This window comes from Streptomyces sp. NPDC002324 (assembly GCF_053593335.1).
On the sequence record NZ_JBSFCF010000032.1, the window covers coordinates 101,756 to 117,551 of the forward strand.

Below are 15,796 nucleotides of genomic sequence, written 5' to 3' on the forward strand. Positions count from 1 at the left end.
GCCATCCTTCCATGACCGGTGTCCTCGCACGGATGCCGATTCCCGCGAGGACACCTGTGCCCGCTCCCCCCGAATCCTCCGAACACGCGAAGGGGCGCCCACCGCCGTCCGGTGGGCGCCCCTTCCTCGCGTGCCGCCCGGCTACTCGCTTAGCTCCGCCGCCACCAGCTCCGCGATCTGCACCGCGTTCAGCGCGGCGCCCTTGCGGAGGTTGTCGTTGGAGACGAAGAGGGCGAGGCCGTTGTCCACCGTCTCGTCGGCGCGGATGCGGCCCACGAAGGACGGGTCCTGGCCGGCGGCCTGGAGGGGGGTCGGGATCTCGGAGAGGGCGACGCCGGGGGCGCCGGCCAGCAGCTCCGTCGCGCGCTCCACCGTGATCGGGCGCGCGAAGCGGGCGTTCACCTGGAGGGAGTGGCCGGAGAAGACCGGGACGCGGACGCAGGTGCCGGAGACCTTGAGGCCGGGGATCTCCAGGATCTTGCGGGACTCGTGGCGGAGCTTCTGCTCCTCGTCCGTCTCGTGCAGACCGTCGTCGACGATCGAGCCGGCGAGGGGGACGACGTTGAAGGCGATGGGCCGCTGGTAGACGCCCGGCTCGGGGAAGTCGACCGCGGAGCCGTCGTGCGTCAGCTTGTCCGCGTCCCCGACGACCTTCTGGACCTGGCCGTGCAGCTCGGCGACGCCCGCCACGCCGGAGCCGGACACCGCCTGGTAGGTGGCGACGACGAGGGCTTCGAGACCCGCCTCTTCGTGCAGCGGACGCAGGACCGGCATCGCGGCCATCGTCGTGCAGTTCGGGTTGGCGATGATGCCCTTGGGGCGGTCGGCGATCGCGTGCGGGTTCACCTCGGAGACGACCAGCGGTACCTCGGGGTCGCGGCGCCACGCGGAGGAGTTGTCGATCACGACAGCGCCCTGCGAGGCCACCTTCTCGGCCAGCGCCTTCGAGGTCGCGCCGCCCGCGGAGAACAGGACGATGTCGAGGCCGGAGTAGTCGGCCGTCGCCGCGTCCTCGACCGTCACGCCGTCGACGACCGAACCGGCCGAGCGGGCGGACGCGAACAGGCGCAGCTCGCTCGTCGGGAAGTCGCGGTCCTTGAGGATCCTGCGCATGACCGTGCCGACCTGACCGGTGGCTCCGACGATTCCGACCCTCACGGCGACTCCTTCTACATGGCTCTGGTGTGTCTGCGGCATGACCGAGGCCTTTCCATCATGCGGTCAGGCCGGGCCCGCCTGTCCAATCGATTGATCGGCTGGTCCGACGGACGGGACGCGACAGACCCTGCCACCGGGACCGCTTCTTTGGCCGCCACCCCTGCTGAGCTGGAGAAATTCGCCCTACGGTGGCCCCGTACCGCAAGCTGTGCTGCCCCGACCCTGCCCACGGCATCCGGGCGCACGCGAAGGTGTGACGTACGCCTCTGCGCTCCGCCGGGAAAGCCGGGCCGAACCCGCCGAACGTTTCGGCCCGGGGCGGCGTCGTAGGGGAAACGCGGGAGGGGAGGGGGGACTGTGCTGCGCAGAAAGGCGCGCCACGTCGAGAGCGTCCGGGAGGCCACGAGCGTCCGGGAGGCGCACGACCCGCTGGACGAGGCCCAGGAGCGGCGGGTGCGGGCGGTGCTCGCGCTCGGCGGTGTGCCGCAGTCGGACCTGCTGGACGGGGTACAGCAGGTACGGCTGCGGCTGCTGGAGCGGGCCGCGAACGGCCAGGAGGCGCCGCGGGACGTGTCCGCGTGGGCGGCGGTGGTCGCCTCCAACCTGGCGATGGACTGGCACCGCGCCAAGCGGCGCCAGGAGCGTCTGGGGGAGCGCCTGGCCTCGCTGCGCCAGCACGAGCTGCCCTCCGGGGAGGACTCCAGCGTGCTCTCGCTCGCCGTCGCCCGAGGCCTGGACGAGCTGCCCGACGCCCTGCGTCAGGTCCTCGTCCTGCGCTTCTACGCCGACCTGCCGGTGCGCGGGATCGCCGACGAACTCGGTATCCCCGAGGGCACGGTCAAGAGCAGGCTCCACTCGGCGGTCCGCGCCCTGCGCACCCGCCTGCACGAGGACGAGGTGGTGTGACGTGGCCGCCCGGGACGACAGCAGGCGCGACGCCGAGTACGAGGACGTCGCGCGGGACGGCGTGGAGCGAGACGGCGTGGCTCGCGGGGACGGGGCCGGCGAGGGCCTCGCCCGCGGTGACGGCGCGCGCCGCGCCGACGACGAACACGAGGGCGCCCGGTCGTACGACGACACCGGCCACGACGGGGCGCGGGGTTACGACGACACCGGTCACGACGGCCCCGTCCACGCCGGTATGGACGCGCTGATGGCCGCCCTCCTCGACGATCCGCTGCCCGAAGAGGCGCTGCGGGACGCGGAGTTCATGGCGGCGCGGGACACGGCCGCCGCCGATGTCGCGCTGCTGCGGGAGCAGCTGGGGATCATCGGCGAGGCGCTCGCGGTGACCGGCGACGACGCCCTGGCCGGGGCCCCGCCGGGGCGACCGGCGGCCGCGCGGCCGGGGGACGCGGCCGGTGCCCGGACGGACCCCGGGCGGGTGTCCGGGACCGCGCCGGCCTCCGCCGCGTCGGTGACGCCCCTGCTGCCGCGGCCGGACCGTGCCCGGCGCGCCCTGAGGATCACCTTCGGCAGCCTCGCCGCCGCGGCGGTCGCCTCCGTGGTCCTCGGCGTGGGCTGGGGCGTCATGCAGGACGGCGGCGCGGCGGACACGAAGTCGTCCGCCGACTCGGGAGTGTCCGAGGAGTCGGCGGGCCGGATCGACGGCGACGCCGAGAAGCAGGACAGCGGCGGAGACTCGGCCTCGCTCAGCCGGGAGGGGTACGTCGCCTGTGCCCGCTTCATCGTCGAGGGCACCGTCACCGAGGTCGAACCGGTCCCCGGCGCCGCGCAGGACCGCATCACCGTCGAGGTGGAGCACTGGATCAAGCCCGACAAGGGCGGGGAGCGGATCGTCTTCCCCATGGACCAGGACGTCGACCCCCGGCTGAAGCGGGGCGACCACGTCCTCGTGGGCATCCCCGAGGACAGCGCCCACCCGGACGTCTGGACCACGAAGGAGGCGCAGATCGCCCGCGAGCGGGCCTGGATGGAGGCGGCGCTGCCCGAATCGGAGAAGCTGTCGTGCGAGTGACCCGCTGAACGCCGAAGGGGCGGGTGTCCTGGTGGACACCCGCCCCTTCGTCACTCACGCACTACCGGCGCGCTACGGCGTGACCTTCTCGATCCGCACGCTGCCGGTGCCCGCGGCGGTGCCGCGCGCGTTGACCAGCTGGACCTGGCCGAAGAACTCCCGGCCGGCCGGGGCCTGGGCGGCCGCGACGACGTCACCGGAGACGGTGGTCGACTGACCCGTGCCGAGCTTGACGGTGGCACCCGCGACCTTCACCTCGCCGAGGGCGGAGGAGAAGAACACGTCGCGGTAGTCGTACGCGGTGGACCCGGACGGGACGGCGTAGCCGACGACCTCGATGGTGTAGGTACCGGCGGCCGGCGACGGCAGGGAGACGGTCTCCTCGGAGTCGCCGTCCGCGGAGCTGCCGACCTGGGTGCCCGCGGCGTCGTAGACGTACAGGTCGAGGTCGGCGCCCGTGTCGGCCGTGTCGCCGATGGAGACGTCCAGGGACTTGGCGCCCGCGGGCACCGTGACCGTGGAGGTCTGGGTGGCACCGGTGGCGATGGTCGGCCGGTCGGTCTTGGCCGAGCCGAGCGGGCCGCCCGTCAGCTTGCCCTCGATCGGGGCGAGCTTGTTGATCACCTTCCAGGAGGCGGCGGTCGGGGTGCCGACCTTGGCCTCGGGCACGGTGACGACCTCGGGGTCGAAGGTCGCCCCGTAGATCGCGAAGTCGAGCTTGAAGGGGTTGTCGAGCAGCGGGGAGGTCCGGCGCGACTCGACCTCGAACTCCCAGACACCGGGCTGCGGGTTGGCGTACGAGCGCACGTCCGGCTTGCAGCCCCCGCCGTCCTGGAAGTTGTTGTAGCAGGTCAGCGAGCTGGTGCTCTCGACCGCCAGACCGTACGGGTGGTTGGCGATGAACCGGGTCTGGCTCTTGTCCTTCAGCCCGCCGATCGCGACCTCGAGGGTCTTGGCGCCCTCGGGGACGGTGACGAAGTACGACTTGAAGGCGTTGCGCTGGACCGTGCTCTTCACCGAGTGGGTGTAGTTCAGCGGCTTGGAGACGACCACCGTGTTGAGGATCTGCTTGTCGACGCCCACGGTCTTCGGGTCGTCGACCTCCAGGATCACGCTGCTGATGCCGGCCTCTTCGGGCGTGGCGGCGATCTTCACGGTGACCGGCTTGTTCAGCGGCAGGGAGACCGTGTCGCCGCCGACGATCGAGAACGCGTCGTTCTCGTCGTTCTTGAGGCGCAGGTCGTGCGCGACGGCCTTGTCGGCGCCGGTGGTGCGGGTGACGGTGACGTCGTACGTCTTCGTCTGCCCGGCCTTCAGGCCGCCCTCGCGGTCGTAGACGCCGGTGCCGAAGCCCGGGGTCTTCAGCGCGAAGTCGATCGCCGTGTCGACGGGGGCCTTGACGGTGTACTCGTGCGCCGAGGCGCCCGCCTTGATCGACTTCCAGGCGGCCTCGATGTCCATCAGGCCCGCGCCCTCGGCGTACGCCTGCACGCGGCGGATGTGGTCCGCGGTCGAGGTCAGCGCGGTGCGCAGCTTCGCGGGCGGCAGGGCGATGCCCTTCTGCTTCGCGGCGCTGAGCAGCAGCGCGGAGGCGCCGGCCGCCTGCGGGGAGGCCATCGAGGTGCCGTTCAGCATCTGGTAGCCGGCCGGCAGGGTGTAGCCCGCCTCGGGGGCGATGAAGCCGGGCAGCCAGGTCTGGGCGGTGTTGACCGCGGCGCCGGGGGCCACCAGGGTCGGGGTGAAGCCGCCGTCCTCGCGCGGGCCACGCGAGGAGAAGTTGAACAGCTGGTAGCCCTTGGCGACCTCGGAGCCGTAGTTCGAGGCCCAGGTCTCCTTGGAGATGGACGCGCCGACCGAGATCACCTTGTCGGCCAGACCGGGGTCGCCGATGGTGTTGGCGCCGGGGCCCGAGTTGCCGGCCGAGATGACCAGCTGGACGCCGTAGGTGTCGATGAGGCGCGTGTACAGCTCGGCGCGCGCGTTGTTGCCGTCGTTCAGCGCCGGGAGGCCGCCGATGGACATGTTGACGATGTCGACGCCGCGGTTGACGACGAGATCGATCATGCCCTCGGTGAGCGCCACGTTGGTGCAGCCGGGGCCGAACTCGCAGGCGCGGGACGAGACGATCTTCGCGCCGGGGGCGGCGCCGTTCATCTTGCCGCCGAACAGGCCGTTCGCGGCGGTGATGCCGGCGACGTGGGTGCCGTGCTCGCTGGAGATGAGGCCGATGTTGACGAAGTCGGCCTTCTTGCCGACCCAGTCGCCCCCGAAGGGGTCCATCGGTACGTCCTTGCGGTACTCCACGACGAACGGCTGACGCTCGGCGACGTCGGTCGCCGGGTCGTCGGTGCCGAAGTAGCCGATCTGGTAGCCGTTTTTGTACGGCTTCATCGGCTTGTCGTCGCGGAAGTCGAAGTTCTGGTTGACGTCGACGGTGACGGTGCCGGCCGCCGCGTCGTAGAGCACGCCCCACGCGTCGGTGGTGTCGCCGTCGCGGTTCACGTCGCCCGCCGCGTCGCCGCCCGCCGTGGCGGACTCGCGGAAGGTGTTGACGGAGTAGGTGCCCGCGGGGGCGGTCCAGGTGCGGCCGCCGTAGGTGAACGTCGGTCCGGAGACCGAGTTCGTCATCGGACGCCAGCTGAGGTCGTTGTCGACGATCGGGTCGGTGGACGTCACCCAGTCGACGATCTTGCGCTCGCCGGTGGTCGTCTTCTGCAGCGCCGGGTGCGCGAGGTCGACGCCGGAGTCCAGGACGCCGATGGTGATGCCCCGGCCGTCGGCCGTCGGGTTCTTCCGCACGAAGTCCACGGCGCCCGTCTCGAAGGACGGGTTGTACGGGTTCTTGGCGGGGGTGTTCTTGTCCGGGCCGGGGTAGGTCTCGGCGACCGTGCCCTGCGTCTTCGCGCCCTTCGCGGTGTCCGCGGCCGGCGAGGGGTCGTCGAGGACGATCTCGTGGCGCAGGTCGATGCCCTGCACGGAGGAGAGCTTCGCGGCGGCGGAGATGGCCGAGTCGGCGCGCTTGGTCGGGACCGTGGCGCGGACGTAGCCGAGCTTGTCGTAGGTGCGGCCCACGGAGCCGCCCTTGACCGCGTCCAGCTGCTCGGCGACCTGCTCGGTCTTGCCGGGGGCGGTCGCGATCATCATCGTGACGTTCTTGTCGCCGTCGGCCTTGGCCTCGGCGAGGAGGTCGGCGTCGTTCGAGCCGAGCTTGTCGTGCGCGGACTTGACACCGCCGTCGGACGGGACGGTGGTGGACGGGTTGTCCGCCGAGAAGGCCATGGGTATCGGCCCGGCCGCGGAGAGCGCGGCGACCAGTCCAGCGGCCACGGCTGTGCGGGCCACGCGTCTCGAACCCGGCCGGGGGCCGGGCTGGGGGGTGAGGGTCATCGACATCCCTTGTAGGTAAGGAATTCAGTGAGCACGGGCATGGGTGATCCGAGCGGCAGGTTCGGATCGGTCCGGTCCGTTATGTGGTCCCGGCTGATCGCCCAGTCTTACCAAAGTGATAGATGTTTGGGGAGTGCTGACCGCAACGGATCCATTTCATGGGGTTAACCCTCAACCCGTCATGGGTGCGATGGCCGCGCATGAGCGGACATTGTGGGTAACGTGCGCGCATGCGTGAGCAGTTGAGGGTGGCGGCCTACGCCGTGTGTGTCCGCGACGGGCAGCTGCTGCTGGCCCGCTGGGTCTCCCGGGAGGGCGTGCGGAGGTGGACCCTGCCGGGCGGCGGCATGGACCACGGTGAGCACCCCTACGACACGGTCGTCCGCGAAGTGGCCGAGGAGACCGGCTACGCGGTCGAACCCACCACCCTCCTCGGCATCGACACCGACAGGCGCGAGGATCCCCGCCGACTGGGCACCCGCGTCGACTTCCAGGCCCTCCGCATCGTCTACGAGGCCCGCGTCACCGGCGGCGACCTCCGCCACGAGACGAACGGCTCCACGGACATGGCCGCCTGGCATCCCCTGACCGAGATCCCGGACCTGGACAGGGTGGGCCTGGTGGACGTGGGCCTGCGCCTGTGGAGGGAACGCCCCGGGCACGGCCGGCTGTCGCCGCGGTGACTTCCCCGGACCCCGGTGAAACAGGTGCCCTACCCCCGCAGATGAACAAGGAGTGACCGCTGTCCCTCACTCCCGCTCACATTCGGGAACCCCCGGTGACGCGCACCGTCGCCGTAGATCCACGTACGGTGATCGGCGCTGTCCGTTGCGACGTCGTTAACGTCCAGGCCACCCCCGCTGCCAAGCATTCGAGGAAGAGCGGGAACCTCACTCCGGCCCCACCGCGGAGCGGCCCCGCGACCACTTCCGACGCGTTCGCACTCGGGGAGACCGCGCCATGTCGCGCATACGCTCAGTCGCTGCCGCCGCCACCAACCCTGACCGCCGGGCCTTCCTCGCCGCCACCGGCGCGGTCGGCCTCGCCGCGGGGGCCGGCTTCGCCCTGCGGCCGGAGACCGCCGCCCACGCCGCCTCCACGGCCGCCGAGGCCACCGAGATCCCCCTGGCGAACCTCTCCAACAGACAGGCTCCGGCCGCACCCCTCGCGCCGTACACGCGGGGGACGACCCTCGCCTCGGTCGCAGCCCCGCGGGGCTCCTCCGGCTACCGTCGCCTCGGCTCCGGTCCCGCCTGGGCGCGGGTCGTCCGCGGCGACCTGGCCACCCCCAAGTCCGGCCGCGAGAAGCGCCGTACGGCACTGGCGTCCTTCGTGCAGTTCACCGACCTGCACGTGGTGGACGTCCAGCACCCGCTGCGCTACGAGTACCTGCGCGCCCAGACCGCCAGCGCCTGGCGCCCGCAGGAGGCGCTGTCCGTGGCCGGCGCGGTCTCGCTCGTCGAGCGGGTGAACGCGCTGCGCGGAGCCCCGGTGACCGGCTCCCCCCTGCACTTCGTCATGACGACCGGCGACAACACCGACAACAACTCCCGAACGGAACTGGACTGGTTCCTGAAGGTGATGAGCGGCGGCCGTGTCACCCCCAACTCCGGTGACCCGCGCCGCTACGAGGGCGTCCAGAACAGCGGACTCAAGCTCTACTGGCAGCCGGACGCGGCCCTGCGCGACGCCGACAAGCAGCTCGGCTTCCCGCGCCTGAACGGCTTTCTCGCCGCCGCGATCCGCGAGGTCAACAGCCCCGGCCTGAACGTCCCCTGGTACTCCACGGTCGGCAACCACGACTCCCTGCCCGGCGGCTGCTACGCCCCCGGCGACTCCTGGTTCGCCGACTTCGCGGTCGGTGGCAAGAAGCTGATGACGCTGGACGAGAAGGTCGGCAAGGCCATCTGGGACAACGTCAAGAGCGGCGGCGACCCCAAGGGCGCCGAGTGGAAGGCCGTCATGAAGGCCCAGGCGAAGAAGATGCGTTCGGTCACCCCGGACGAGAACCGCGCCCCCTTCACCCCGCAGGACTACCTGAAGGCCCACCTGGACCCGGCCCACACCGGCCCCGGCCCGGTCGGCCACGGCTACTCGCAGGCCAACCTCGACGCCCGCACCCAGTACTACGCCTTCCGCATCGGCGACGACGTCATCGGCATCAGCCTCGACTCCACCGACCCCGGCGGCCACTACGAGGGCTCCCTCGGCACGGCCCAGCTCACGTGGCTGGACCGCACGCTGAAGGAGGCCGCCAAGAGCGGTTCGTACGCCGTCGTGTTCAGTCACCACACCAGCGCGTCGATGCGCAACCTCCGCAAGGACCCGGCCCGCCCCAAGGAGGCCCGCCACGGCGGTGCCGAGGTGCTGTCCCTGCTCGGCCGCCACCGCAACGTCCTGGCCTGGGTGAACGGCCACAGCCACCGCAACCGCATCACGCCGCACAAGTCCACGAACGGGTCCTTCTGGGAGATCTCCACGGCCTCCCACATCGACTTTCCCCAACTCGCCCGCATCATCGAGCTGGTGGACAACAAGGACGGCACGATCTCCCTCTTCACCACCCTGATCGAATCGGCCGCCCCGCACGCCACCGACTTCACGGACCTCTCGCAGACCGGCCTCGCCGCCCTCTACCGCGAGCTGTCCTACAACGCCCCCGGCCGCCGCGACGCCCTCACCGGCACCCCCGGAGACCGCAACACGGAGCTGGTGCTGCGGAAGGGCTGAAAGCAGCTCAACCGGCGCGCATCCGCTCAACCTCCCCGCCCGTCCCCGTGTCCCCCCTCGCGACCGGACCTTCTCGGAACCGCCGAGGATGTCGGTGCGAAGGGGGAGACCACATGCAGGCTCGCACGGCACGTACGGTTCTGGTGGCGGCGACCGCGGTGGCCGCGGCGGTGGCGCTGGCCGCGCCCGCCGTGGCGGCACCGGCACCGGCCGGAACCGATCACACCGCGACCAGGGAGGCCATGGACGCGGCGGTGAAGGACGGCGTTCCGGGCGTGGCCCTCCAGGCCAAGGACGGGCGCGGCGTCTGGAAGGCCACCTCCGGCGTCGGCGACATCAGGACGGACAGGCCGCGCTCCGCCCACGACCGCTACCGCGTCGGCAGTATCACGAAGACCTTCGTGTCGACGGTCCTGCTCCAGCTGGAGGCCGAGGGCAGGCTGTCGCTGGACGACAAGGTCGACAAGTGGCTGCCGGGCCTGGTGCGCGGCAACGGCCACGACGGCCGGTCGGTGACCCTCCGTCAACTTCTCAACCACACCAGCGGAATCTCCGACTACACGTCCGACGAGGAGTTCGGCCGCACGTACTTCCTGAAGGACGGCTTCTTGCGGCACCGCTACGACACGGCTCCCCCGGAGCGACTGGTGGCGGTCGCCATGAAGCACAAGCCGGACTTCGCCCCCGGCACCGACTGGAACTACTCGAACACCAACTACGTCCTGGCCGGCATGGTGATCGGCAAGGCCACGGGCAACCCGTACGGCGACGAGGTCCGCGCCCGCGTCATCGAGCCCCTCGGCCTGCGCTCCACCCTTGTCCCGGGCACGTATGCGAAGGTCCCCGGACCGAGCAGCCGCGCGTACGGCAAGCTGGCCGAGACGGCGACGGGCCCGACGTACGACGTCACGGAACTGAACCCCTCCCTGGCCTATGCGGCGGGCGAGATGATCTCCGACTCAGGCGACCTCAACCGCTTCTACACCGCGCTGCTCAAGGGCAGGCTCCTGCCGCCGAAGCAGCTCGCCGAGATGAAGACCACGATCAAGGTCGACGAGATGCCCGGCGCCGGCTACGGACTGGGCCTCATCGAACGCAAGCTCAGCTGCGGCATCACCGTCTGGGGCCACGGCGGCGGCATCCACGGCTCCACCTCCGAGGCCGTCACCACCTCCGACGGGCGCCATTCCCTCGCCTTCAACTTCAACAGCGACTGGACGGGCGACACCGAGGCGATCGTGGAGGCGGAGTTCTGCGACAAGTAGTCGCCCCGGCACGAGGAAGGGCCGCCGAACGGGCGGCGGCCCTTCCTCTCCCCTCCTGATGTCCCCGGGTTACCCGATCTACCGGGGGAGCACCACGACGTACGCGGCCGGATCGCGGTCGCACGACGCCATCAGCGCGGTGCGGACGACGGCCGCCTGCTGCTCCAGGGAGTCACGCAGCTTCCTGGGGGTGATGTGGACGACGGTGATGCCGAGCCGCTCCAGCATCTCGCGCTTACGGGCGTACTCGGACCACAGCGCGTCGTCCTCCTGACGCGGGGCGCGGGTGTCCAGCTCGACCGCGACGGCCTGCTCCGGCCAGTACGCGTCGAGACCGCCGAGGTGCGGGCCGCCGGGCAGACGGAGGTCGACGTTCCAGACCGGGTCGGGCAGGGCGTGTTCGCGCACCATCCGGTACAGGTGGTCCTCCGCGATCGCCCGGCCCTCGGCGACCAGCGAGTCCACCGCGTCGGCGACATGCGGACGGTTCAGCAGCCGTGCCTCGGTCAACTCCCGTACCACAGCGACCGGTTCGGTGTGACCGCCGCGCACCGCCTCCGTCAGCAGCCGGCGCACCACGCCCGCGTCGTCGAGCTCCGCGACCGCGTCGGCGAGGGCGCGCGGCACGGGGGCGACGGGCAGGCCGGTGACGTAGGACGGGGTCGGCACGGCCGGGGTGCGGACGATCCGGGCGCAGCCGACGCTCCGCAGCCGGCGCATGCGCGGCACGAGGACGTCGATCGTGTCGAGGGAGGGGAGCGGCGGCGCGGAGGTGAACCCGTGCAGGGTCAGGGCGGCCAGGCCCGTGATCACCGCCTCCGGGTAGCGGGGCGCCGGGCGGGGCTCGTCGGCGTTCGGCTGCGCGGGTACCCCGGCGGCCCCCGCGACCCCGGCGGCCGTCTCGCGGAAGGGGGAGCGGGCCGCGTAGGACAGCACCGCGTGCAGGCGCTCCTCGGAGGTGGGCGGGCCCGGGTGCAGCAGGAACACACCCGGCAGGATCTGCTGCCAGGGTCCACCGGGCCGGCACTGCTCGTTCGTGTCGGCGGCGGTGACACCCTGCGCGCGCAGCTGCGCGGCCGTCAGCACCCGGCGCGTGACGTCCGGGAGGCGACGGAGGGGGCGGGGGGAGAGCGGGGTGTTGTGGGTCATGACCCGGAGGTTCCCGCTCCGGAGCCGCGGATTAACCGCTGTTACACGCTCGTCGACAAATCAGGACAAGACCACACTAAAGTACGTGCGTTCGACTGCCGATATCCGCTGGTCCGGACGCGATCGGAAAAGGTTACGGCTCCGATTACCCGAATTCGGTAACCCTCAACCGGGCCGGATCCGCGCCCGCGAACGCCCGGCACGCGCACCCGGCCCCTGCCCCACGGCAGCCGCCGGGTGCGCAACACACCCCGCCCCGGCGGCAGTTACCCCTCGTCCCCCGCCGCCGCGTCACACGCCTGCGCCCGCAGCGCCCGCGCCAGGTCGTCCCGCGCCTCCAGCACCAGTCGCCGCAGCGCGGGCGCCGCCTTCTCGTGCCCGGCGAGCCACGCGTCCGTCGCGTCCAGCGTCCCCCGGGAGTCCTGCAGCGAGGGGAACAGCCCACGCACCACGTCCATCCCGATCTGGATGGAGCGCTCGGCCCACAGCCGCTCGATCACCGCGAAGTACTTCTCGGCGTACGGCGCCACCAGCTCCCGCTGGGACGGCCGCGCGAACCCCGCGATCGTCGCCTCGACCAGCGCGTTGGACATCGCGTCCGACTCCACGACCGAGGCCCACGCCTGCGCCTTGACCGCCGCGGACGGCCGCGCCGCCAGGCACCGCACCTGGTGCCGCTTCCCGGACGCCGTGTCGTCCCGCGCCAGCTCGGCGGCCAGCGACGCCTCGTCGGCGGCCCCGTGCGTCGCCAGCGGCTCCAGGAACGCCCACCGCAGCTCCTGGTCGACGTCCAGCCCGTCGACCTTCTCGGTCCCGGCCAACAGCCCCCGCAGCAACGCCAGATCGCCCTCGCCCGAGGCCACCGAGGCGAAGAAACGGGCCCACGTCAGCTGATGCTGGCTGCCCGCCTCGGCCGCCCGCAGCTCACGCAGCGCGCCCTCCGCCAGCAGCCGGCCCCCGGCCGCCCGCCACCCGGGCGCCGCGTAGTGCGTGAGCGCCGACCCGGCCCAGGCGTGCAGCATCTGCAGCACCCCGATGTCGGACTCCCGCCCCGCGAACCGCAGGACGAGGTCGACGAAGTCCCGCGCCGGAAGCAGCGCGTCTCGCGTCAGGTTCCACAGCGCCGACCAGCACAGCGCCCGCGCCAGCGGGTCGGAGACGTCCCCGAGTCCGGCCCGCAGCGTGTCCAGCGACCCCGCGTCGAACCGGATCTTGCAGTACGTCAGGTCGTCGTCGTTGACCAGCACCAGCTCGGGCGCCTCGGCCCCGGCCAGCTCGCCCACGACCGTACGCGGCCCGTCCACGTCCACCTCGGCCCGCGCGTACCGCTCCAGCGCGCCCCCGTCGCCGGCGCGCCGGTACAGGCCGATCGCGACCCGGTGCGGCCGCAGCTCGGGGTGCGACTCGGCGGCCTCCTGCACCACGGCCAGCTCGTCGATCCGGCCGTCGGCGGCGAGCAGCACCTGCGGGGTGAGGGAGTTGACCCCGGCCGTCTGGAGCCAGGCCCGCGACCAGGAGACCATGTCCCGCCCGCCGGTCTCCTCCAGGACCGACAGCAGGTCGCCCAGCTTCGTGTTGCCGTACGCGTTCCGCTTGAAGTAGCGCCGGGCGCCCTCCAGGAAGGCGTCGCGCCCCACGTACGCCACCAGCTGCTTGAGCACGGAGGCGCCCTTGGCGTACGTGATGCCGTCGAAGTTGAGCTTCGCGTCCTCCAGGTCACGGATGTCGGCCGTGACGGGGTGGGTGGAGGGCAGCTGGTCGGCGCGGTACGCCCAGGACTTGCGGTTGTTGGCGAAGGTGACCCAGCCGTTGGTGAAACGGGTCGCCTCGACCATCGAGAAGGACCCCATGAAGTCGGCGAAGGACTCCTTCAGCCACAGGTCGTCCCACCACACCATGGTCACCAGGTCGCCGAACCACATGTGCGCCATCTCGTGCAGGATCACGTTGGCCCGCCGCTCGTACGACGCCCGGGTGACCTTGCCGCGGAAGATGAACTCCTCGCGGAAGGTGACGAGCCCCGGGTTCTCCATCGCGCCGAGGTTGTACTCGGGCACGAACGCCTGGTCGTACTTCCCGAACGGGTACGGGTAGTCGAAGTGGTCGTGGAAGAAGTCCAGGCCCTGCTTGGTGATCAGGAACACGTCGTCGGAGTCGAAGTAGGGGGCGAGACCCTTGCGGCACATCGCGCCGAGGGGGATCTCCAGCCGCGTACCGTCCTCGAAGACCCGCTCGTAGGTGTCCGTCACGTAGTGGTACGGGCCCGCGACGAACGCCGTGATGTACGTCGAGATCGGCTTCGTCTCCGCGAAGCGCCACACCCCGTCCGTCAGTTCCCCGACTCCGTTGCTCCACACGACCCAGCCCTCGGGCGCGCGCACCTCGAAGCGGAAGGGGGCCTTGAGGTCCGGCTGTTCGAAGTTCGCGAAGACCCGGCGGGAGTCGGCCGGCTCGTACTGCGTGTAGAGGTAGACCTCGCCGTCCTCGGGGTCGACGAAGCGGTGCATGCCCTCGCCGGTGCGGGAGTAGGCGCACCGGGCGTCGACCACCAGCTCGTTCTCGGCGGCCAGGTCGTCGAGGGTGATCCGGGAGCCGTCGAAGACCTCGCCCGGATCGAGGTCCTTGCCGTTGAGGGAGACGGCCGTCACACTCGGCGCGATCAGATCGGCGAAGCTGCCGGCGCCCGGCTCGGCGCAGCGGAAGCGGATCGTCGTCACCGAGCGGAAGGTGCGCGGCTCGCCGGCCGCGCCACCCGCGTCGCCGACGGCGGACCGCAGGTCGAGAGAGACCTCGTAACCGTCGACGGACAGCAGTGCGGCCCGCTCCTGGGCCTCGTCGCGGGACAGATTCTCACCGGGCACGGGGGCACTCCCTCGGGGTGGATTTCAAGCGCTGTTCAGCATGCGGACAGGTCCGATCCTGTCATGCGCACCTGACGGCGGGCAGGTGGGAATGCGACGCGCGGCCGTCGGTGTTGCGAGCTGAGACGACTGCCGTCCGAACGTCCTTCCGAGGAGAACCATGTCCGAGCAGACCTCCGGCAAGACCCCTGTCGACTTCTGGTTCGACCCGCTGTGCCCCTGGGCCTGGATGACCTCGCGGTGGGTCCTGGAGGTGGAGAAGGTCCGGGACATCGAGGTCCGCTGGCACCTGATGAGCCTCGCCGTGCTGAACGAGCCCAAGATCGACGAGCTGCCCGAGGAGTACCGCGAGCTGCTGGAGAAGAAGGCGTGGGGTCCGGTACGGATCGTCATAGCCGCCCAGGAGGAGCACGGCGCCGAGGTCCTCGGTGACCTCTACACCGCGCTCGGCACCCGTATCCACAACCAGGGCGAGGGCCCGGAGAAGGAGACGGTCGCCGCCGCCCTGAAGGACGTCGGCCTCCCCGACTCCCTCATGGACCACTGGGACTCCACCCCGTACGAGCCGCAGCTGCGGGCCTCCCACCAGGAGGGCATCGACAAGGTCGGCCAGGACGTCGGCACCCCCGTCATCGCCGTCCCCGGCGCCGACGGCGAGCAGATCGCCTTCTTCGGCCCGGTCGTCACCCCCGCCCCCAAGGGCGAGGAGGCCGCCAGGCTCTGGGACGGCACCCTCCTCGTCGCCTCGGTCCCCGGCTTCTACGAGATCAAGCGCAGCCGCACCCAGGGCCCGGACTTCAGCAACCTGCTCTGACCGGGGGCCGGCGACCGGCAGCCGGCGACCGGCAACTGGCGACCGGGTCAGCGGAAGGACTCGGGGAGGGTCAGGCCCTCCCTCTGCCTTCCGTACGGCTGGACGAACAGGCAGCGGCCCTTCTCCCCGTGGTTGGCGCACCGCCACCAGCCGGCCGGGTTCTTGCCCAGGGACGTGAGATACGCCCGCACCTCCTTGTCGGCCTTGTGGAACGGCAGGGGCTTGCCTCCCCCACAAGGAGGACAGTGCTTGTAGCTCGTCTCCATGCGACCTCCCGGGTCCGGTCGGCCGGATCGGGAATCCGGCCGGAATACGGGAGCATAGGGCGAATGTCCGGAAATCCGGCAGACCGGAACCCGCCCCGCCGGTGGCGCTTTCCGGCGCCCCGGGGTAGGGGGGGGGGCCCGCCGGGCGCGCCGGGGGCGGGGGGGGGGGTCGCCCGGCTGGCGCAGCC

Annotated in this window: 11 protein-coding genes; 6 read left to right on the forward strand and 5 right to left on the reverse strand. The window is 71.5% G+C overall.

From position 1 onward, the window contains the following. Positions 1-141 precede the first annotated feature (141 nt). A complete protein-coding gene (locus ACWCRJ_RS32820; RefSeq protein WP_450942696.1) occupies positions 142-1,158 on the reverse strand; it encodes an aspartate-semialdehyde dehydrogenase in 1,017 nt (338 codons plus the stop codon). A 357-nt stretch (positions 1,159-1,515) separates the two neighbouring features. Between ACWCRJ_RS32820 and ACWCRJ_RS32825 the strand changes: the two genes are divergently transcribed. Then, entirely contained in the window at positions 1,516-2,064 is a 549-nt protein-coding gene (locus ACWCRJ_RS32825; protein ID WP_450942697.1) for a sigma-70 family RNA polymerase sigma factor, read from the forward strand. 1 nt (position 2,065) lies between these two features. Beyond that, positions 2,066-3,136, forward strand: coding sequence for a hypothetical protein (locus tag ACWCRJ_RS32830; RefSeq protein ID WP_450942698.1), 1,071 nt, complete (start codon positions 2,066-2,068; stop codon positions 3,134-3,136). A 72-nt stretch (positions 3,137-3,208) separates the two neighbouring features. On the opposite strand, the gene ACWCRJ_RS32835 is transcribed toward ACWCRJ_RS32830, so the two are convergent. Beyond that, positions 3,209-6,529, reverse strand: a complete 3,321-nt coding sequence (locus tag ACWCRJ_RS32835; protein ID WP_450942699.1) for a S8 family serine peptidase — start codon at positions 6,527-6,529, stop codon at positions 3,209-3,211. A gap of 224 nt (positions 6,530-6,753) precedes the next feature. Between ACWCRJ_RS32835 and ACWCRJ_RS32840 the strand changes: the two genes are divergently transcribed. From ACWCRJ_RS32840 to ACWCRJ_RS32850, 3 genes are all read left to right on the forward strand, one after another. Further along, complete coding sequence (locus ACWCRJ_RS32840) at positions 6,754-7,206, forward strand: NUDIX hydrolase (RefSeq protein ID WP_450942700.1); 453 nt, start codon at positions 6,754-6,756, stop codon at positions 7,204-7,206. Between the two features lie 277 nt (positions 7,207-7,483). Continuing rightward, positions 7,484-9,253, forward strand: coding sequence for a TIGR03767 family metallophosphoesterase (locus ACWCRJ_RS32845; RefSeq protein ID WP_450942701.1), 1,770 nt, complete (start codon positions 7,484-7,486; stop codon positions 9,251-9,253). Positions 9,254-9,366: 113 nt separating this feature from the next. Continuing rightward, on the forward strand, positions 9,367-10,518 hold the full coding sequence (locus tag ACWCRJ_RS32850) for a serine hydrolase domain-containing protein (RefSeq protein WP_450942702.1): 1,152 nt from the start codon (positions 9,367-9,369) through the stop codon (positions 10,516-10,518). Between the two features lie 78 nt (positions 10,519-10,596). Here ACWCRJ_RS32850 and ACWCRJ_RS32855 read toward each other — a convergent pair whose 3' ends face one another. Next, positions 10,597-11,667 carry a hypothetical protein gene (locus tag ACWCRJ_RS32855; protein ID WP_450942703.1) on the reverse strand — a complete coding sequence of 357 codons (1,071 nt, stop codon included), beginning with the start codon at positions 11,665-11,667 and terminating at the stop codon, positions 10,597-10,599. Between the two features lie 266 nt (positions 11,668-11,933). Further along, complete coding sequence (pepN, locus tag ACWCRJ_RS32860) at positions 11,934-14,528, reverse strand: aminopeptidase N (protein WP_450942704.1); 2,595 nt, start codon at positions 14,526-14,528, stop codon at positions 11,934-11,936. A 160-nt stretch (positions 14,529-14,688) separates the two neighbouring features. Here pepN and ACWCRJ_RS32865 point away from each other — a divergent pair, with 160 nt between their 5' ends. Beyond that, complete coding sequence (locus tag ACWCRJ_RS32865) at positions 14,689-15,342, forward strand: mycothiol-dependent nitroreductase Rv2466c family protein (RefSeq protein WP_450942705.1); 654 nt, start codon at positions 14,689-14,691, stop codon at positions 15,340-15,342. Between the two features lie 47 nt (positions 15,343-15,389). On the opposite strand, the gene ACWCRJ_RS32870 is transcribed toward ACWCRJ_RS32865, so the two are convergent. Beyond that, positions 15,390-15,608: a hypothetical protein gene (locus tag ACWCRJ_RS32870; RefSeq protein WP_450942706.1), complete on the reverse strand. Its 219-nt coding sequence runs from the start codon at positions 15,606-15,608 to the stop codon at positions 15,390-15,392. Positions 15,609-15,796 lie beyond the last annotated feature (188 nt).